This window comes from Brevibacterium aurantiacum (assembly GCF_007558825.1).
In the GTDB taxonomy this organism is placed as follows: domain Bacteria; phylum Actinomycetota; class Actinomycetes; order Actinomycetales; family Brevibacteriaceae; genus Brevibacterium; species Brevibacterium aurantiacum_A.
Genome location: NZ_VLTK01000011.1, coordinates 124306 through 144764 on the forward strand (window position 1 = coordinate 124306; position 20459 = coordinate 144764).

The following is a 20459-nucleotide window of genomic DNA, read 5'->3' on the forward strand; positions in this document are numbered from 1 at the left end:
TGGGCTCACGAATCCGACGATTCGGCGACTTCGGCGTAGAGGTCAAGCAGCGTCGCAGAGATCGCGGCCCCGTTGTTCACGTCAATCACGCGCTTCTTCGCGGCCACAGCCTGCGTTCCGCGTCCGGCAGGGTCGTCGAGAAGATGATTGATCTCACTCAGAAGCGCGTCGGTGTCGTCGGCTGCGACGGCTTTGGCCGCAGCGCCCCAGATGCCGGCACGTCGCGGGTTGCCGATGAAGACCGCCGGCTTCGACAGCTGCATGAGGTCCTCATGGCTGAGTCCCGTCATGGTCTCGCTGGCGATGACGACGTCCGCGGCAGCTGCGACGTCGACGAGGTCATCGGCTGGGGCGACGATGACGCCGCGGTCGGCGAAGGCGGACTCAATCGTGGACCGGTCCTTGCCCGTGCCGGTGAGGACCGTGACGACGGGACGTCCCGGCCGTTTCGTGTTGATCTGGTCTGCCGCATCGAGGACCGTGGCCAGAGCAGTGTGGTCGCGCAGGGCAATGGGGCTGGCGACCATCCACGTGCCCTCTTCGACGCCGAGTTCCCGGCGCACCTGTGCGCGCGGTGTCCTGACGGTGAGGTCGACGTCGATGTCCGGGTGAACGAGTTCGGCGCGTTCGACGATCGGGACCTTGCCCCCGAAGTAGTCGACGACCGGTTCGGTGGTGCCCAGGAGCGCGGTTGCGGTGCGGCCCACGATCTCCGCGCCGGTCTTCTCGATCACGCCGGCTGCGTCGAAGGACTCGATCGTCGCGACGACCTTCGGGTGCAGTCGGGCGGGGAGACCGGTGAAGGCGAGACCGGCGAGCGTCGCAGCATGCAGGCCGTGAGCGTGGACGATGTCCACGTGCTGGTAGTACTTGTGCAGAGTGAACGCAGTATTGGGATCTGCCAAGGTGAAGCGTCGTCGGGCTGCCAGCTCGATCTCGCGGAAGTTGTCCGCCAGCTCTTCGGGGACTCCGAATGTGCCCAGCAGCGAACGGTGGGCAGCGACCGCTACCTTGAAGCCGGCGCGCAGATGCCCGAGCACTGCGAGTTTCGCGACTTCGACGACGGGACCCGTGGTTTCGGCGAGTACATGCAGAATCCTCGTGTCTGCGCTGAGTGGGTGGACCTCGCCGGATTCGCTCATTTCCTCATCCTTTTCATTAGTTCGACGCTGCTTCTACCCTACCTGGGAGGACATGAGTTCCGTGTATATGCCCACCAGTTCTTTGGCCACTTCTCTCTCATCGGGAAGTTGGGCTCCGCGGGCCTTGGCCCGGGCAGCCAGTTGGGCCCTGCGAGCGGGATCCGAGGCCAGTTCAGCGATGGCTGCGGCAAGGCCCATGTCGTCATCGTCGTCGATGAGAATGCCCGCATCCCCGACGAGTTCCGTCGTGCCACCCGTGCTGGTGGCGATGATGGCTCGTCCGGAGATCAGCGCCTCCTGCAGCACCAGTGCACGGGCCTCCCAGACGCTGGTGAGCACATAGAGATCGGCGGCCGCATTGAGTTCGGCGATATCGCCTCTGGGGCCGAGGAAATGCAGAGCAGGCACCGCCGAGGTGGCGGCGAGGTCCTCGTACTGCCCGTGCACCTCGTCGAGGACGGCCTGGTCAGCGGCTCCTGCGATGAGGACGACGAGTTCTGGTCCTTGACGCTCGGATCGCGCATTCGGCTCATGCGACTCGCCCGGCTCAGGCCCGCCGAGGCAGCCTAGGGCCCGGACGAGCATCGGATAGTTCTTCTGCGGTGCGACACGCCCGACGGCGAGCACGATGAGCGCGTCTGGCCCGAATCCGAACTCCGCGGCCAGTGCCGCACGGGTGGCATCGGCCGCCTCGGCGGGGACCTCAAGGACCTCCGGGGCTGCGGCGGGCACGAACCTGGCATCGCGTGCGCCGAGCTCCCGAGCCCTGTCCACCAAGTCGGCGCTGGCACCGATCGTCAGGTCCGCGCCCTTGGCAAGCAGAGTCTCGATACCGGTCTCGACCGTGCCTCTCAGCCCCTGACCACTGGCTCGGTTGTGGAGGCTGATGATGAGGCGGGGACGGTGGCGAATGGACCTCGTTGCCAGCAGGGTGACGAAGCCTGCCCGGAAGCCGTGGGCGTGGACGATGTCGGCGTCGAAGCTGCCGATGAGCCTGCGCAGCCGGATGATGAGAGCGCCGTCACGGGCACCGATTCCGGTTCCCATGTCGAGTGCCGCGAAGCGGACCCCGGGCAGGGCGGAGAAGCCGAAGTGCTCATCGGTGGAAGCGGGACCGATGACCCCTAGCTCATGACCGGCGGCTGCGAGGTCACGGGCCAGGGCGCGCACATGGGTGCCGACACCCCCGGTCGATGTGCCGAGCACGTAGACGATTCTCATCTCTCATCCTCATTCTCTGTCGGAGTGATCGGTCGCTGCGCTTGTACGGCAGGGTCGGTCTGTTCGGCGAGGTCGGGACCACCTCGGCGATTCGACAGCAGTCCGCGCACCTCAGCGAGATAGCTGCGATCGATGGCGAGGATGCCGATGAAGATCACCACGCCGACGAGGGCGGAGACCACGCCGTTGATCACCGAGCCCACGGCTGCGGTGCCGAGAGAGTCGACCAGCCACCCGGATACGAGGACACCGGCGGCTGAGGCGACGGCCGCGGCCAGCAGGGAGAGGAGGCTGCGGCGCACAATGCCGCGCAGGCCAGCCGCTCCCAGGACCCGGCGCATCGAGATGAGCAGGAACAGACCGGCAACGCTCATACCGAGGACATAGCCGGCGCAGATTGCCACGAGGGTCAGGCCGGCGTCTCCGTCCGCGTTTGTGACCAGGATCGCGAGCACCATGCCGACGATGACGAAGACCCAGCCGACCGTGGTCGCCACGGCCGCGTGGCGGGAGCGTTCCATGGCGTAGAAGACGCGCGTCCCCCAAGCGACGAAGGACCAGCCCGGGACTGCGAGGGCCATGACCATGATCGCCTGGCTCATCGAGGAGAAGGGCGCTGATGCGTGTCCGCTGGCAGCATCGATGGCAGTGAAGAACGTCTCCAGGGCTCCGGCTGCGGTCATCAGGATCACCGTGCCCAGCAGGCCGATGCTGACGATGACCGTCGTAGTCGTCGACGTCAGCTGGTGCAGGCGCAGCGTGGCCGTTTCTCGGTCCTCGGCGCTCGAATCGGGATCCTTGGTCCGTCCCACCCATCCGGACAGGGAGGGGAACATGACCGTGACCAGTGGGATCGCAAGCACCCCGTAGGGCAGGAGGTAGACGGCGTTGATGTAGGCGAACAGGACGTAGGTGCCTTCACCGCCGGAGTAGTTCGCCATTCGCAGCGTCATTACCACCGCCGCCTGCTGAGCGAGCAGCGCGGCCATTCCTGCTCCGGCCAGTCGCAGTGCACGGTGGGCGACACCGGGAGGGAAGGTCCAGGTGGGCGAGATCTTGAGACCGGTCGAGCGCATCGGCAGGGCCAACGGCAGTGCCAGGGCCGCGACGCCGATCGTGGTGCCCCAGCCGAGCCAGCCGATGTGGGACTGCCAGGTGCCGTCGGTGCCGCCGACTGCCTGGTAGGCGAAGTAGCATCCGATGACGACGAGGCTCGAGAGCAGCGGCGCGAATGCCGGCCAGAGGAACTTCCGGTGTGCCTGGAGAACACCGGTGAGCACGGCGCCGATGCCGTAGAGGACGAGCTGAGGTGCGAACATGAGCAGGAATACCGCGGTCGCTCTGTGCTGCTCGTCCCCATCCTCGATCAGCAGGTTGGCGATCGGGTCGGCGAAGACCGCGAGGATGATGCTCAACGGCAGGGTGACTGAGACGGCCCAGGTCAGAAGCGCCGAGGCGATCCGTCCCGCCGTTTCCCTGTCCGAGCGTGCCAGGGGAATCGCCAGGAGCGGAATGACGGCCCCGGCCAGCGCGCCGCCGGCGACGACTTCGAAGAGGATGTTGGGAACCTGGTTCGCCGACTGGTAGGCGGTGCCGACGGTGCCAGCACCCACAGTCGGCGAGAAGACCAACCACCTCAGGAACCCGATGAGGCGGGTGAAGAGGGTGATGACCGAGACGAGTAACGCCGCAGAGGCGAAGACTCGAACCAGCTTACTCACACGGCCTCGCGGCCGAAGGCGTCGATCTCACGCAGTCCGGGGGTGGATTCGATGATGGAGGTGAACGAGACCTTCTCACTCAGCAGGGTGAGGCCGACCAGGCCAGACAGCACCAGAACACGTTGGGTGGCCGTAGAGTTCTCGGCGACGATCGTGCCCAATGCGGCGCCGAGGGCGTTGGCGCCCGTGTCGCCGAGCATCACCGCCCCGTCGAGGTCGTCTGGCCACGCCGCGGCGGTGGCCCCGGCGATGGCTGCGCTGGGCGCCCAGGTCAGGCCGTGCTTGTGGGGCATGAAGGACAGCGTCAGCAGTCCTGCCTTGAGGGCGCGTCCAGGGCGGAGATCGAGCAGATTGAACAGGTTCGCCGTTCCGGCGATGACTCCCCCGGTGACGACGACGTCGACCGTGGAACCGAACCAGGTCTGGTCTGCGGTCGTTGAGTTCGAGGAGAACAGCCCGCCGCTGCTTGTGCATGTGCCGGTCCGCAGAATCGTCGCAGCCGCGATCGAGGCCAGCGGGATTCCGATGACTTTGAGCCCACCGGTCGTGATCTGGCCCTGGGCCAGGGCGCTGAGGTGACCGCGCAGTCCCTTCGAGTCACCTGATTCGAGGAAGTCATCAACCGCACCCAGACCTCCGGCGACGGTGGTCACCAGCAGGGTCGCTGCGCGCTGACGCGGTGCTTCGATGAGGAAGCTGCCTGCGAGCAGTCCCGCGGTGACCGCTGGACCTTCGACGAGGGAGACGTCATGGCCGGCATGGTTCGTACGCACGACCTTGTCATGGGTGCGCAGCTTCGAGGACAGGATCGCCTTGGTCGCCGTGTAGCCGAGGAGGCCGGCGACGGCGGAGCTGACGAGTGAGCGGATCATCTCAGTCCTTTCCTGGCATGATCTCTTCGGCATCATCGGAGAAACCGTAGTGGCCGTGGGTCCCGGCTTCGCCTGCGGCAAGGGCGCGGACGGTGATGACGGCCCCGGCTCCCAGCCCGAGTCCGTCGACGGTGCTGGCCCGCGACTTCTCGGTCCTGAGGATGGACACCAGCCCGTTCTGGGCAGAGCCCGCATCTCCGGCCACGACCACGGACGTCGAGTCGGAGGTCAGCGAATTGATGAAATCGGTGATGAGGGTGCGGTTCGCCTTGTCATTGGTCGCTTCGGGGCTGGGCTCGGTCTCATCGGCGAGCTTCGAATTCTCATCATCGATGACGACGAAGAGCGAAGTCGGCTTGTGGTCGGTGTCTGTGCGCAGGCGTCCCGCGTCGACGAAGGCGTCGAAGATTCCGGAGGACTTCTTCTCCGCAGCGTCCCGGTCCTTGCCGCTTTCGAGCATCGTGGCCTTGCCCGTGAGAGCGATGACGAGGGCAGACCGAAGCGCCGTCGAATCGTCCTTCGGCAGGCTCGGCACCGAGTCCCTCAAGGTTTTGAGGAAGTCTTTGGAGTCCGTCAGCGACAGGGTGTTGTCCACGAAGGAGACGTCTCCGCCGATCTTTCCGCCGGCTTCCTTGATTCGGTTGGTGACCTCTTCGACCTGCTCGGGGTCGGCCTTCGGTGCGCCGATGATGCTGACGTCTTCGCCCTTCAGCGTGTCGCCGATGAGTTCGGGGGCGGCAGAGGTCACGAAGTCGTTCTGCTTGTCGATGTTGCCGTTGGCTGCATCGATCTTCGCTCGCAGATCGTCACGGTCGGCGCGCAGTGAGTCGACCTGGCTCTGCAGGGACTCACCGATCGGTTCCTTCAGCGGTCCAGCGCCCAGGACGATTCCCACCGCCAGGGCCAGGAAGACCGAGACGAGTGAGACAAGGTGGTAACGAAAATCAATCACTGGTCAGTCCTTGAATGATGCTGGCAGATTCTGAGGATGCGGCAGGGTCGCCGCCGAACAAGGAGCCGATCCAACCGAAGACCCCGTCGAGTTGAGCTCCGACGAGCCCGATGAGCGTCTGGCCGGCAGCTGTCGCGAACAGTGCCACACCGAGTGCGACGAGTCCCGCGATGATCAGGATGCTCAGCTGCAGGTTGGAGATCCGCTGACGGTAGAGCAGCGAGACACCCTTGGCGTCGATGAGCTTCGAACCCACTCGCAGGCGCGTGATGAAAGTCGAGGCCATGCCCTTTCGGCCCTTATCGAGGAATTCCATCACGGTGTCGTGTGTGCCCACGGCCACGATCAGGCTTGCGCCCTTGTCGTCGGCCAGCAGCATGGCGATGTCCTCACTGGTGCCCGAGGCGGCGAAGGCGACGCAGTCGACGCCCAGGGAATGGACGCGCTCGGTTCCGGGTGCGTTTCCGTCCCGGTAGGCGTGGACGACGATCTCGGCCCCGGAGGTCAGCGCGGTGTCGGACACGGAGTCCATATCGCCGACGATCATGTCGGGTTTGTAACCGGCTTCGATGATGGCGTCGGCTCCACCGTCCACACCGACGAGAAGCGGACGATACTCCCGAATGTAGGAGGCGAGGATCGCGAGGTCCTCTTTGTAATGGTAGCCGCGGACGACGATGAGAGCGTGTCTGCCGTCGAACGTCGTGGCGACCTCGGGGACGACGAGTTCGGCCGAGAGCAGGTCCGAGTCCTTGCGGATGTATTCGATCGTGTTGTCGACGAAATCCACGAGCACGGAGTTCATCCCGGCCTCGGCTGCGTGCATGTCCTCCGCGATCGTCTCCGAGGTCTGGACGATGCCGGTGGCGATCTCCTTCTCGTCGAGAAGCACTGTGTCATCGGCGATGCTGATCTGGGAGTTCTCCTCGACCAGGTCGAAGATCTCCGGGCCGGTGGCGTCGATGAGCGGGATTCCGGCGTCGACGATGATTCCCGGCCCCAGGTTGGGGTAGCGACCGGAGATCGACTTGTCCGCATTGATGACTGCGGCGGGTCTGCAGGCAACGAGCGCCTCGGCAGAGATCCGGTCGATGTCGGCGTGTTTGATGACCGCGATATCGCCTGCGCTCAAACGTTTGGTGAGGTCTTTCGTCCGCCGATCGAGTCTGGCAGGAGCCGGGCCGGACCTGGTTGGGACTGTGAGCTTCTCCCGAGTTCTACGCACTTTCATGGTCCGCCCATTCTCTCATGTCAGCGCGGTCTGACCGGTCTTGACCTGCCGTGCTGAGTCGAGGAGTTCGGCTGCATGGGCCTTCGCCGAGGAGGAGTCCTCCATTCCGGCGAGCATGCGTGAGAGTTCGATGACCCGTTCGTCTTCGCTGAGTTCTCTGACGCCGGATTTCACGGTCTCGGCGTCGTCGTCCTTGACGATGGTGACGTGGGTGTCAGCCCAGGCTGCGACCTGGGGCAGGTGGGTGACGACGATGACCTGTGCGTTCTCAGCAAGTTTGGCGAGGCGTCGGCCGATCTCGATGGCGGCCTTTCCTCCGACACCGGCGTCGACTTCGTCGAAGACGTAGGTGGGGATGGCCTCCCCTGCCGCGCGGACGACTTCGATGGCGAGCATCACGCGTGAGAGCTCACCACCGCTGGCGACCTTGCCGATGTCATCACCGGCCGAGGAATCGTGTGGGGCGAAGGTGAGACGGACATCGTCGCAGCCGTGTGCTGTCGGTTCCCGTTCGGTGAGTTCGAACGTCACCTGGGCCTTCGGCATCGACAGGGCGGCGAGCTCTGCGCTCACGGCTTGGGAGAAGGATGCTGCCGTCGCGGTTCTGATCTCTGTCAGCGCGCTGCCGGCAGCTTCCATTGCGCTGCGTGCTTCGTCGAGTTCGGCGTCGAGCTGTCCGAGATCGCGATCATCGGCTTCGAGCTCGGCCAGTTCCTGAGCTGAGCGTGTTTCGAAGTCAAGCACTTCGGCCACGTCCTGCCCGTAGGCGGACAACGATCCGAGTTCGGCTCTGCGAGCTTCGGTCTCTTCAAGTGAGGTCTCCCCCAGTTCGTCGAATCCGGTCAGGTAGGAGCTGAGCTCTGCGGCGGAATCGGACAGACGCAGGACCGCGTCGTTGAGGGCGGCCTTGATTCGAGCCAGTTCCGGGTCCGCGGATTCCACATCGGTCAGCGCGCTGATCGCCTGGTGCACGTGGTCGACGGCGGCGCCGGCATCGTCGAGTTCGCTGCCGAGAAGGAGGTCGTGGGCACTGCCGACGGCCTGTGTGATCTCAACCGCGGCTCCGAGTTTCGCAGCCTGCGCGGTCAGTGCTTCATCTTCGCCTGGGACCGGACGGACCTTGTCGATGGCTTCCAGGCAGCCGCCGAGCCACAGGATCCTCTCCCGTCTGGCCGCGGTGCTGTCCTTGATTCGGGCGACCCGGGTCTGGGTTTCGCGCCAGTTCTCAAATGCTGCACGGTATCTGCTAGCCACGGCCTCGAGCTCGGGGCCTCCCGCTGCGTCGAGCAGCTGCCGCTGTTGGGCGGGGCCTTTGAGTCGCAGCTGTTCGGACTGTCCGTGGAGGGTGATGAGCTCATCGGAGATCTCGGTCAGCACGGAGATGGGGACGGTGCGTCCACCGGCGGTGGCGCGGGCGCGGCCCTTCTGTGCCACGGTGCGGGAGATGATGGCTTCATCCTCGGCACTGCCTCCGGCTTCTTCGATGCGGGAGCGCACCGAGTCGGTGACAGCGGAGAAGATTCCTTCGACCTCGGCCTTCTCTGCGCCTTTGCGAACCACACCTGAACCGACCTTGCGGCCCATGAGCAGGCTCAGTGCTGAGACGAACATCGTCTTACCGGCACCGGTCTCACCGGTCACGACGGTGAAACCTGTGGAGAGTTCGACCTCTGCTTCGGCGATCACGCCGAGGCGGGAGATTCTCAGTTCGGAAATCATCTACGCCTCCTCGATCGGTCCCCGCCAACCGGAGACGGGCAGTCGGAACTTCGCCACCAATCGATCGGTGAAGGGGCCGGTGTGAAGTCGGGCCAGTTTGATCGGTGACTGTGAACGCTTGGCTTCGATCCGCGCCCCGGCTGGCAGTTCGAGGGCTCTCCGGCCGTCGCACCATAGGACGGCGGAGAAGTCGGGATTGCGCGGGGAGATCTCCACGCCGAGGCGGGAGTCTGGGTTGACGACGAGCGGTTCGGTGAACAGGGCGTGGGCTGAGATCGGGATGAGCAGCAGTGCTTCGACCTCGGGCCAGACGATGGGACCGCCTGCGGAGAAGGCATATGCGGTCGAACCGGTCGGTGTTGCCAGGATGACTCCGTCGCAGCCGAACGACGATACCGGTCGAGCGTCGACGCCCAGGACGACGTCGATCATGCGGGCCTTCGACGTCTTCTCGATTGTGGCCTCGTTGAGGGCCCAGGCGTTGTAGATGGCCTCCCCCTCGTGCCAGACGGTGACGTCCAGGGCGAGGCGCTCCTCAACCAGGTAGTCACGCTGGGAGGCCCGATGGACAGCCTCGGCGAGGTCTTCTCTTTCGCTCTCGGCGAGGAATCCCACATGTCCGAGGTTCACGCCCATGAGCGGGACCCCGGAACCGTGGAAGCGTTCGGCTGCCCGCAGGATCGTCCCGTCACCGCCGAGGACGATGACGAGTTCGCATCTGGTCTTCCAGGTCGCGAGCTGGGCAGGGTCGATGACCTCGCAGCGGCTGAGGAGTTCCTGCTGCACGTCGGCGTGGGAACTGCGTTCGGCGAAGTCGAGGACCTCTTCGTCGAGGACGACTGGGGTGATTCCGTCGTCGAGGAGCGCCTTCCACACGCTCACTGCTGCCACTGCTGATTCCTCGCGCTGGGGATGCAGCAGCACCATGATGTGTCGGCTCACGGCTCTCCTCTCATGATCTGATCCAGATGGGTTGCGATGTCCGCCTCGTTGAGCCTATCGGACTCGGTTCGTGTTTTCCCTGGTCGAACACGCAGGAAGTACTCCAGGTTTCCACTGGGACCGGGAAGCACGGAGCCCGCGACATCGACCACGCGGGCCTCGTGTTCGGCGATGCCGGCGAGGACGGAGTCAAGGGCCCGCCGTCGCTTGCTCACGGTGGAGACGACGCCGTGCTTGTCGAGTGCACCACGGGCGAGTTCGAACTGGGGTTTGACCATGAGGAGCAGTTCGCCGGTGGACTGTGTGGCTGCCAGCAGCGGAGCCAACAGCAGGCGCAGGGAGATGAACGACACGTCGGCGACGACCACATCGACCTGCGGCACGTCGGAACTCTCCAGCTCACGCAGGTTGAGGCCTTCTCGGACACGGACTCGTTGGTCCTGGCGAAGCCCCGCGTCGAACTGGTCGTGTCCGACGTCGACGGCCCAGACTTCCTTCGCTCCCCGGTGCAGGAGGACTTGGGTGAATCCGCCGGTGGAGGCACCGGCGTCGAGCGCGGTTCTGCCAGCGAAGTCAGTGATGGAGAAGGACTCCAGTGCGCCGAGGAGTTTGTGTGCGCTGCGTGCCACCCAGGGGTCGGGTTCTGTGACTGTGAGCTCGTCGGCGTCTGTCACATCCTGCGAGGGCTTCGCGGCTGCTCGGCCATTGATGCTGACCCGTCCGGCAGCGATCTCCCGTGCCGCTCGGGACCGAGTGGCGATCAGTTCCCGTTCGACTAGTTCGCGGTCGAGTCGGCTCACAATGAACTCACCTGAGAGTCGAGGTCATCAAGGAGTGTGGACAGGAGTCCGTGTCGTTCGGTGCTTGGTGCTTGGTCGATCTGCTCAAGGTCACGGCGCCAGTTTTCAACGGGCACATCACCGTTGACAGAGGCCGGTGTGGGTGCCGGGGTGGGAGCCTGTGGCACGGGTCGGCTCGGCGATGCCGGTTGGCTAGGCGCTTCGGCCTGCTGTGGTTCGTCGTTCTGCTGTGGCTCGTGCATCGGTTCAGTCATGGATCCTCCGTGGCAGATTCCCTGGAGCCACGTTATCGCCGCGGTCCATCGCCTCCCATGCTAGTCGGAGAGCGTCCTGGACGATGGCGGCCCCACTGTGGGCTGAATCGTCCAGGCACAGTTGACCATCGACGATCCGACAGCCCGCAGATCCAAGCGCTCCGCCGGCGGATCCATACGTATCCTCGCCGTCGATGAGCTTCGGCAGGCCACGCAGGCTGGGCAGGATATAGGTAGGACGCAGACCAGGGCGGGCACGGAGGGCGTCATGAATGTCGTGGACGCCGGTGAGGACGAGAGCGGTTTCGAACCCTGCTGAGTTGCCGCCTTCGATATCCGTGTCGAGGCGATCTCCGACCATCAGAGGTCGTTGGGCTCCGATCCTGCGTGCCGCGAACTCCATCATGTGTGGGGAGGGTTTGCCGACGACGGTCGGCTGAGCACCGGTGAGCTTGGAGAGCATGTCGATGAATGCCCCATTGCCTGGGACTCGGCTCCTGGGACCGACCATCGAATAGTCGGGGTTGGTCGCCCACCATTCGATGCCTGATGTGATCGCTTCACAGGCGCGCACGATCGCCTGGTACGTGATGTCCGGGTCGAGGCCCTGAGCGATGGCGACGGGGCCGTCATCCAGATTGTGGGTCAGTGTCAGTCCCTCGGATTCCAGCGCCGTGGCCAGTCCGGTTGCGCCCACCAGGTAGATGAGTGCCCCGGTTCCGAATCTTTCGGCAAGCCGTCCGGCCAGCACCTGCGCCGAGGTGGTCACCTCGGCCGGTGTCGTGTTGATTCCCAGCGTGGAGATGTGCTCGGCCACCACACCGGCGGTGCGAGTAGCGTTGTTCGTCACATAGTTGACGGGGATGGACTGCTCGTGGAGGAAGTTGATGCCCTCCACTGCTCCGGAGATCGGCTCCGGACCGTGGTAGACGACGCCGTCGAGGTCGAACAGCACACAATCGATCGGTGCGCCCGATTCCTCAGGCGCACGTCGATCGACCGGTGCTGCTGCGTTGGCGACTGGCGTCACTGATGACCGTTCAGCCGATACGAGACGTTCGTCTCCTCTGAGCTCGCATTGTCGGCAGGCTTGAGGCTCGTGCCCGATGCTTCGGGGTCCGCGTGAGCTTCTTCATCGGAGGACTCGGAAGTCTCCTCATCGGAAGCGGCGCTTCCTTCGGCATCCTCGAGCAGTTCGTCGAGTTCAGCTTCGATCTCCTCGTCGGAGACCTTGACTTTCTTCAGTTCCTTCTCTGAGACGTGCGTCTTCGACTTCGCCGGAACGTGATCGTCTCCAGCAGCGTCAGCAACGGCATCTGTGATGGCGTTGTCTGCGACGAGGCTGACCGTAGGAGCTTCGTCGGCCTCATCGGCCTCGGCGTCGCTAGCGTCCTCGTCGAACTCTGCTTCACCCGCGCCCTCAGCGTCTGCGTCGTCGAAATCGACATCATCTGCGCCTGAACCAGCCGCGATCGAAAGTTCGGTCTCGGCATCGTCGAACTCAGCATCTTCGAGTTCTGCATCGTCCCTGTTGTCAACGCCGGCCATGCCGACAGCATCGGCATCGTGTGCCGAGCCGTACTCAGCCTCAGTCTCAGCCTCAGCCTCAGCCTCAGCAGGATCATCGTCGAGTGAGGCAGGCTCATCATCGTCGATCTCTTCGACTGTCTCGATTTCCACGCCGAGGTTGGGGTCTGGCTCTTCGTCCCCGAAGAGAGTGCCCGTGGCCTTGGCAGTGCGACGCGAGAGCTCTTCGTACTTGTCAGCCATCTCGGTTTCCCCGTGCAGGCGCAGCACTTCAGAATATGCGGCCATCAGGCGCACCAGCGCACCGCTTGGCTTCTGGGTGAAGTCTTCGGCTTCGATCAGAGCCCGTGCGCCCTTGAGATCACCGAGGTCCGATTTCGCTCCGGCGGCAACGATGACGAGTTCGGTGCGAGCATCGTTGTCGAGTTCAAGCTCACCGGCTGACTCGAACAGCTCGATAGCCTTCTGAGGCTTGTCACGACCGCGTTCTGCATCTGCGATGAGCGCAATGTTGTCGTTCGAGCCGGAGATTCGTCGGTGCGTGCGCAGTTCGCGAACTGCCTCGTCGTACTTCTCCACGTGATAGGCGGCAATGCCGAGTGCTTCTCGGACCAGGCCAACGCGACCCGCGCGGGCCATGGCTGCCTTCGCATGCTCGTAGGCGCGTTCCGGATCGACGTCCAGGAACCCTCCGGCTGAGACGAGGTGCTTGGCAACTGCTGCTGCGTTCTCCTTGTCGAGGGTACGCAGCTGTCCCAGCAGCTCTTTGTCGAGTTCCTTGCCGGTGACCTCTTCGGGAATAGGCGGCTCTTGGATGCGCGGACGGCGTGCGCGCTGTTCGCGTGCGTATTCGCCGGTCTCGGTAGAGCGCACGGCTCTGCGGTCATTATTGTTACGCCCGAAGCCTCCGCGGTCACCGCCGCCGTCGCGACGTCGGCTTCCTCCGCGGTCATCGCGGCGGTTGCCCTGGTAACCACCACGACGTTCTCCGTCGCTGGAGCGATTGCCCTGATATCCACCACGGCGTTCACCATCATTGGAGCGGTCACCTTGGTAACCGCCACGACGGTCACCGTCCTTATTGCGGTCCCCTTGGTATCCACCACGACGCTCATCACGACGGTCGCTGCCGAAGCTGCGGCGTTCACTGTCGTTGGAACGGTTGCCCTGATAACCACCACGACGCTCACCATCATTGGAGCGATTGCCCTGATAACCACCACGGCGTTCACCATCATTGGAGCGATTGCCCTGGAAACCACCGCGACGTTCACCGTCGCTGGAGCGATTGCCCTGGTAACCACCGCGACGTTCACCGTCCTTATTGCGGTCGCCCTGGTAGCCGCCACGACGCTCATCACGACGGTCGCCGCCGAAGCTGCGGCGTTCACTGTCGTTGGAACGGTTACCCTGATAACCACCACGACGCTCACCATCGCTGGAACGGTTACCCTGAAAACCGCCACGACGCTCACCATCGCTGGAGCGGTTGCCTTGGTAACCACCACGACGGTCACCGTCCTTATTGCGGTCGCCTTGGTATCCACCACGACGATCATCACGACGGTCGCCGCCGAAGCTACGGCGTTCACCATCATTACGACGGTCGCCACCATTGCCACGGTTGCCCTGGTAACCACCCCGACGCTCACCATCGCTGGAACGGTCGCCTTGGTAACCACCACGACGCTCACCATCGCTGGAGCGATTGCCCTGGTAGCCGCCTCGGCGGTCGTCGCGACGATCGGAGTTACGTGACCCGCGCTCGTCCCGGGACTGGTGGGAGTCCTGTCGACGATTGTGATTGCTGTCGCGATCTGAGCGGCGCCCGCCGTCCGAGCGGCGGTTCTGCTGGCTGTCTCGCGAATCCCCTGGGGCCACGATTCTCCCTATAAAGTCTTTTCAATGATTCCGCACCATTCTAGTCCACTCGAAACGGGTAAGTCGTGTGCGTGGGAACACGAATTCATTGTCGACAGAGTGATGCGATGGTCACGGTAAGTTCTCTTTCGCAGCCACCGGTCAGGTCCGGACCACACAACCCGCAGTCTCCGGCCACCTCGATTCATCGGACGAAGTGGCGGTGCATGGTTAGGCGGACCACTCCCCTATTAGGCATCAGGCCATAACATCAGATCAAGATCGCCTCTAAGTGCTCTGTTAGAATCGTGGCGAACCGTGCCCTCAGCAACGGCATACGGGGACACACGGTCATCTCATCGCGGTCAGTAGGGGATTCATGAAGCCTGGTGTGGAAAAATCGAGCATGCTGGTCCACTCTTTTCACGTCCCCGCTTCAACCGCATTATCGCCACATGAAACTACATCAGCAATTGCCTTTTTTCTGATGTCACACCTGAATACCGGAACCCAGATCAGGCACCGTTGCATGATTACCCGGTGTTTCAAATACCCTATCGACGTCCCGACAATTGTGCTCATTGTCACCGCAGGTTCAGTGCACAGATCGCAGCACGAGGTTCCACACAGCACCGACTGTTCCGGACCCCTCGCAGACACGGAAGCCTTCACCCCAGACCATGCAAGGCCGCATGTGCGCACAGAATCGTCGGTAATCTGTGACTCTGTTCATCCGATTGAGCATCGGATGCCCTTGTTCGCATATCGTGGCTCTCGGAAGCGTCACCACCAGCGGAAAGAGGAGACATGCACTCAGCAAGGACTCGCACTTCGACATGGGTGGCCAAGACAGACTCAATCTCAATGATTTTCACCATCAAGGAATAGGAGACATCGTGCCCAACACGCTTTTCATCGATGGACAGTGGGTTTCGGCCCAGAACGGCGGGATCAGAGAGATCCATAATCCAGCCGACGGCAGTTTCGTCGCCGAGGTGGACGAAGCCAGCCCAGCCGACACCGAACTCGCGATCGCCGCCGCCCGTCGCGCCTTCGACTCGGGCGTCTGGTCGAGCGTGCCCGCCAGCGAGCGGGGCGATCTGCTCCTCAAGTTCGCATCGGTCCTGCGGGAGCGCAAGGCAGAGTTCGCCCGCGCCGAATCACTTGACACAGGCAAGCGTTATGTCGAGTCCGAGATCGATATGGATGACATCGCCAACTGCTTCGACTACTTCGGCAAACTGGCCGCCAATGACGCCGGCCGCGTCGTCGACGCCGGCACCGACACGGTCGCCAGCCGCATCGTCCACGAGCCCGTCGGCGTCTGTGCCCTCATCACCCCGTGGAATTACCCGCTGCTGCAGGCCGCCTGGAAGATCGCGCCTTGCCTGGCAGCCGGAAATACGTTCATCCTCAAACCTGCCGAACTCACCCCGCACACGGCGATCCTGACGATGCAGGTGCTCGAAGAGCTGGGCCTTCCGGCAGGAGTCGGCAACCTGATTCTGGGCGCTGGCGCCGATGCGGGTGCACCGCTGTCGACTCATGAGGACATCGACATGGTCTCCTTCACCGGCGGCCTGGTCACAGGACGCCTGCTGGCTGCCAACGCGGCAGCAACCGTGAAGAAGATCGCACTCGAGCTCGGCGGCAAGAACCCGAACGTCGTCTTCGCCGACGCGGACTTCGAAGCCGCTGTCGACAACGCGCTCAACGCTGCATTCGTCCACTCCGGCCAGGTCTGCTCCGCAGGGGCCCGACTCATCGTCGAAGAATCCATCGCCGAGAAGTTCGTCGACCGCCTCGTCGAGCGTGCTCAGCAGATCCGCCTCGGCGGACCCTTCGATGACAATGCCGAAACCGGACCGCTCATCTCCGCGGCCCACCGCGACAAGGTCACCGCCTATGTCGACAAGGGCGTGGCCGAAGGCGCTCGCGTGCGCTGCGGCGGCACATGGGGCCAGGGTGATCTGGAGAAGGGCTACTACTACCTGCCCACCATTCTCGACCAGGTCAAGCGTGGAATGTCTGTCGTCTCCGACGAAGCATTCGGCCCTGTCGTCACCGTCGAGACCTTCTCCACGGTCGATGAGGCCGTCGAGATCGCCAACGACACCTACTACGGTCTCGCCGGGGCGGTCTGGAGCCAGGATGCTGGCAAGACTCAGCTGGTCGCCCAGCGTCTGCGCCACGGAACCATCTGGATCAACGACTTCCACCCCTACCTGCCACAGGCTGAGTGGGGCGGATACAAGCAGTCGGGCTTCGGCCGCGAACTGGGACCGACCGGTCTGGCCGAATACCAGGAAGCCAAGCACATCTACCAGAACCTCGAGCCCGCCGTCACCGGCTGGTTCCCCGATCACAGCAAATAAGGAGAATCAGAACGTGGAAACTACTCATAGCTTTGACTATGTCGTCGTGGGCGGAGGCTCCGCGGGCGCTGCCGTGGCCGCGCGCCTCAGCGAGGATCCCGAGGTCAGCGTCGGATTGCTGGAAGCGGGCCCGACCGACGTCGGCGAAGACGTCGTCCTCAGCCTCAACCGGTGGATGGAACTCCTCGAGTCAGGCTTCGACTGGGACTACCCCATCGAGAAGCAGGAGCACGGCAACTCTCATATGAGGCATGCCAGGGCGAAGGTCCTCGGCGGCTGCTCCTCACACAACTCGTGCATCGCCTTCTGGGCCCCGCGTGAGGATCTCGATGACTGGGAGACCAAGTTCGGCGCCACCGGGTGGGGATCGAAAGACACCTTCGGCCTGTACAAGAAGCTGGAGAGCAACGAGCTTCCCGGTGACCACCACGGTCACGACGGCCCCGTGCACCTGATGAATGTGCCGCCGAACGACCCATGCGGTGTCGCCCTGCTCGACGCCTGTGAGCAGGAGGGCATCCCCCGCGTTCAGTTCAACGAAGGCGAAACCGTCATCAACGGTGCCAACTTCTTCCAGGTCAACCGGAAGGCCGACGGCACCCGTTCGTCCTCCTCGGTGTCCTACCTGCACCCAATCCTCGACCGTGAGAACCTCACGATCCTCACCGACACTCAGGCCAAGGTCCTCGAGTTCGACGATCAGGAGAACTGCACCGGCGTCCACGTCGTCAACAACGCCTTCGGCCACACCAAGCGCATCGAAGCCAAGCGGGAAGTCATCGTCTCCTCTGGTGCGATCAACACTCCTCAGCTGCTGATGCTCTCGGGAATCGGTCCTAAGGATCACCTCGCCGAGGTGGGTGTCGATGTTCGCGTCGATTCGCCGGGTGTCGGTGAACACCTGCAGGACCACCCCGAAGGTGTCATCGCCTGGGATGCGAAGAAGCCGATGGTCGACGACTCCACCCAGTGGTGGGAGGCCGGAATCTTCACCCCCACCGAAGAAGGCTTGGACCGCCCCGACCTGATGATGCACTACGGTTCCGTGCCGTTCGACATGCATACACTGCGTCAGGGCTACCCGACGTCGGAGAACACCTTCTGTCTGACTCCGAACGTCACGCATGCCCGCTCACGCGGCACCGTGCGCCTGCGTTCGCGTGATTTCCGGGACAAGCCCTACGTCGATCCTCGGTACTTCACCGACCCTGAGGGCCACGATATGCGTGTCATGATCGCCGGTATCCGCAAGGCTCGTGCCATCGTGGCTCAGGACGCCATGTCCGAGTGGGCCGGTGAGGAACTCTTCCCCGGCAAGGATGTCCAGACCGATGAGCAGATCGAGGACTACATCACCCGCACCCACAACACCGTCTACCACCCGGTGGGCACGGCGCGGATGGGTGCAGCCGATGACCAGTCGTCGCCCTTGGATCCCCAGCTGCGAGTCAAGGGTGTCAATCGACTCCGTGTCGTCGATGCTTCCGCAATGCCGGAGATCACGACGGTCAACCCGAACATCACAGTGATGATGATGGGTGAGAAGTGCGCCGAAATGATCAAAACAGGATCCTGACGTCTCATCGCGGAATCCTGATCGGTCGACGCCGGTCAGTGTTCTGAGAGATAAGGACCACCCAAGAGGGCCTCGCTGACAAGCGGGGCCCTCTTCCACATCAACCAACACCAACGGTGCTGTGGAAACCCTGTCCGGTGACAGATGTGTCCCTCCCGGACGCGCTTGAGCACCCCGGCATAGACAGCGGCTCAGTCTGATCAAAGCAGAGGGACTGGCCACACCCGGCACGCAGGCTTGGTCAGTCCCCTAGCCCGTCCTAGGCGGGACGCGTCACTTCACTCGCGTCAGCCTGGATGTTCCGGCTCGCTCTTGGCGCTGCCTGTTCGGCTGGCCAGCGTTCCATAGCGCTTCTTCTTCCTTCCATCACCCGGGACGTAGGGGTCACGGAACTCAGGAGCCGGCTCAACAGCTTCAGGCGTAATCACGACCTCTTCATCTTCGTCGTATTCGTGCCCGAAGACGTCATCATCATCGGTCCTGCGCTCAACCTCTTCGGGTGGGAGCACCTTCTTCCATTTGCGCATCCGCACACGTGGCAGTTCACCTGCGTCTTCGCGCAACGCGCGCATGAGAGCGTAGATCTGGAAGTACGCGATGATGAAGAACGGCAGCCCGACGAGGATGATCGTCGACTGCAGTGCCTCGAGCCCGCCCGAACCAGAGAAGACGAGCAGGGCCGCGGTGACAACGGCAACAGAGACTGCCCAGAATATGCGCTGACCCAAGGGATTGAAGTCCTCGTGACCGTTGTTCATCGTGTCCACCACCAGCGCAGCGGAGTCCACCGAGGTGACGAAGAAGATGACTACCAGGATGATCGCAATCACCGACACCGGCCCTGCGAGCGGATAGTGATCGAGGAAGGCGAAGAGCGCTCCTGGGATGTCTCCCTCGCCGACAACACGATCGACGAGGCCACCACCCTTGTTGAACTCGATGTCGAAGGATGCGTAGCCGAAGACTCCGAACCAGAGGATGGAGAAGGCCGAGGGAACAGCGAGGACTCCGATGACGAACTGACGGATCGTGCGACCACGGGAGATTCGGGCGATGAAGATGCCGACGAAGGGCGACCAGGTGATCGTCCAGGCCCAGTAGAAGACTGTCCACGTATTCTGCCAGCCGGTATCGGCGAATGTGTCGTTCCACAGTGCCAACTCAGGAAGAGTCTGAATGTAGGTGCCCAATGACTCGAAGATGCCGCGGGCCATGAATAGCGTCGGTCCCAGAACGATGATGAAGATCAGCAGCAGCACCGCAATGACGATGTTGATGTTCGACAGAACCTTGATGCCCTTGTCCAGGCCCAATGACACGGAGATGGTTGCCAGGCCGCAGACGACACCGATGATGATCAGCTGCCAGAGTGCATTCTCTGGAATTCCGATGATCTCTGCCAGACCACCGTTGATCTGCAGTGTGCCGAGACCGATAGATACCGCAATGCCGAATACCGTGCCGATGATGGCGACGACGTCGATGAGCTTCCCGATGGGACCGTGGATCTTCTCACCGAGAATCGGCTGGAAGATGGAGCTCACACGCGGTGGAAGATTCCTCTTGTGGATGAAGTAGGCGAAGCACAGAGCCGGAAGGGTGAAGATCGTCCAGGTATGCAGGGTGAAATGGTAGTAGGTGAAGTTCATGGCGTCCGTCGCCGCTTCAACGGTGCCGGGTTCGATGCCGAGCGAGGCTCGTGGCGGATCGCCGAAGTGGCTGACTGGTTCTGCCACTCCCCAGAACATGAGGATCGAACCGATGCCGGCAGCGAACAACATAGCGAACCAGGCACCGTTCGAGTGTTCTGGCTCTTCATTGTCCGGACCGAGTTTCGCTCGACCATATCGCGAGGCCGCAATGTAGATGAGAAAGACCAAGAACACGGTGACACCGAGGATATAGAACCAACCGAGGTTCGTCAGCAGCCAATCCGAGGCTGCAGAAACTCCGGTATCGAGGGCGTCAGTGAAGAAGATCGTAGCAAGTACGAACAATATGATGACCGCGGCCGACGAGAAGAAGATCGCCGGATTCGTCCGGAGCCTGAGGGTATCGTGCAGTCGATTGAGCATGGGCGGTACCTTCCTTCTGTATGTGCGGCCCACACTACCCAACCAGTGGCGATGTGGGTGCGATCATGCGCGGAAAGGTTCTCCATCATTGCCCGATAGGCCGCGCACCATCAACTCACCTGGTGTCAAGAGAATCTGAGCAACCTACTCCTGAATACGAGAAAGGGGCCACCCCACAAAGTGGAATGACCC

16 protein-coding genes are annotated in these 20459 nt (G+C 63.1%); 3 read left to right on the forward strand and 13 right to left on the reverse strand.

Translation table 11 applies throughout. The features are described from left to right. Nucleotides 1–5 precede the first annotated feature (5 nt). From FO013_RS17425 to FO013_RS17480, 12 genes are read right to left on the reverse strand one after another with little or no spacing between them, the layout of a single operon-like run. A complete protein-coding gene (locus FO013_RS17425; protein WP_143923824.1) occupies nt 6–1142 on the reverse strand; it encodes a group 1 glycosyl transferase in 1137 nt (378 codons plus the stop codon). A gap of 33 nt (nt 1143–1175) precedes the next feature. Continuing rightward, a complete protein-coding gene (locus FO013_RS17430) occupies nt 1176–2363 on the reverse strand; it encodes a glycosyltransferase family 4 protein (protein ID WP_143923825.1) in 1188 nt (395 codons plus the stop codon). Then, entirely contained in the window at nt 2360–4084 is a 1725-nt protein-coding gene (gene murJ / locus FO013_RS17435; protein ID WP_143923826.1) for a murein biosynthesis integral membrane protein MurJ, read from the reverse strand. The genes FO013_RS17430 and murJ overlap by 4 nt, the downstream gene beginning before the upstream one ends. Next, entirely contained in the window at nt 4081–4956 is an 876-nt protein-coding gene (locus tag FO013_RS17440) for a hypothetical protein (RefSeq protein ID WP_143923827.1), read from the reverse strand. The genes murJ and FO013_RS17440 overlap by 4 nt, the downstream gene beginning before the upstream one ends. A gap of 1 nt (nt 4957) precedes the next feature. Continuing rightward, nucleotides 4958–5908, reverse strand: a complete 951-nt coding sequence (locus FO013_RS17445) for a copper transporter (protein WP_143923828.1) — start codon at nt 5906–5908, stop codon at nt 4958–4960. Then, nucleotides 5901–7139, reverse strand: a complete 1239-nt coding sequence (steA, locus tag FO013_RS17450) for a putative cytokinetic ring protein SteA (RefSeq protein ID WP_143923829.1) — start codon at nt 7137–7139, stop codon at nt 5901–5903. The genes FO013_RS17445 and steA overlap by 8 nt, the downstream gene beginning before the upstream one ends. 15 nt (nt 7140–7154) lie before the next feature. Next, nucleotides 7155–8858: a DNA repair protein RecN gene (recN, locus tag FO013_RS17455; protein ID WP_143923830.1), complete on the reverse strand. Its 1704-nt coding sequence runs from the start codon at nt 8856–8858 to the stop codon at nt 7155–7157. Beyond that, on the reverse strand, nt 8859–9800 hold the full coding sequence (locus tag FO013_RS17460) for an NAD kinase (protein WP_186293183.1): 942 nt from the start codon (nt 9798–9800) through the stop codon (nt 8859–8861). Further along, a complete protein-coding gene (locus tag FO013_RS17465) occupies nt 9797–10600 on the reverse strand; it encodes a TlyA family RNA methyltransferase (RefSeq protein WP_143923831.1) in 804 nt (267 codons plus the stop codon). The genes FO013_RS17460 and FO013_RS17465 overlap by 4 nt, the downstream gene beginning before the upstream one ends. Further along, nucleotides 10597–10854: a hypothetical protein gene (locus FO013_RS17470; RefSeq protein ID WP_260848237.1), complete on the reverse strand. Its 258-nt coding sequence runs from the start codon at nt 10852–10854 to the stop codon at nt 10597–10599. The genes FO013_RS17465 and FO013_RS17470 overlap by 4 nt, the downstream gene beginning before the upstream one ends. Next, nucleotides 10847–11884 carry an HAD-IIA family hydrolase gene (locus FO013_RS17475; RefSeq protein WP_143923832.1) on the reverse strand — a complete coding sequence of 346 codons (1038 nt, stop codon included), beginning with the start codon at nt 11882–11884 and terminating at the stop codon, nt 10847–10849. Before FO013_RS17475 ends, FO013_RS17470 begins: the two co-directional genes overlap by 8 nt. After that, complete coding sequence (locus tag FO013_RS17480) at nt 11881–13254, reverse strand: tetratricopeptide repeat protein (RefSeq protein WP_260848240.1); 1374 nt, start codon at nt 13252–13254, stop codon at nt 11881–11883. Before FO013_RS17480 ends, FO013_RS17475 begins: the two co-directional genes overlap by 4 nt. Here FO013_RS17480 and FO013_RS17485 point away from each other — a divergent pair. The 3 genes from FO013_RS17485 (at nt 13192) to FO013_RS17495 (ending at nt 18192) form a co-directional block, all read left to right on the forward strand. Further along, nucleotides 13192–14139 carry a hypothetical protein gene (locus FO013_RS17485; RefSeq protein WP_143923833.1) on the forward strand — a complete coding sequence of 316 codons (948 nt, stop codon included), beginning with the start codon at nt 13192–13194 and terminating at the stop codon, nt 14137–14139. The two genes, FO013_RS17480 and FO013_RS17485, sit on opposite strands and share 63 nt — an antisense overlap. A 998-nt stretch (nt 14140–15137) precedes the next feature. Continuing rightward, nucleotides 15138–16616, forward strand: a complete 1479-nt coding sequence (locus tag FO013_RS17490; protein WP_143923834.1) for an aldehyde dehydrogenase family protein — start codon at nt 15138–15140, stop codon at nt 16614–16616. Between the two features lie 13 nt (nt 16617–16629). Continuing rightward, nucleotides 16630–18192, forward strand: coding sequence for a GMC family oxidoreductase (locus FO013_RS17495; RefSeq protein ID WP_143923835.1), 1563 nt, complete (start codon nt 16630–16632; stop codon nt 18190–18192). A 287-nt stretch (nt 18193–18479) separates the two neighbouring features. Here the strand turns inward: FO013_RS17495 and FO013_RS17500 are convergent, their stop codons facing one another. Then, nucleotides 18480–20267, reverse strand: a complete 1788-nt coding sequence (locus FO013_RS17500; protein ID WP_143923836.1) for a BCCT family transporter — start codon at nt 20265–20267, stop codon at nt 18480–18482. Nucleotides 20268–20459 lie beyond the last annotated feature (192 nt).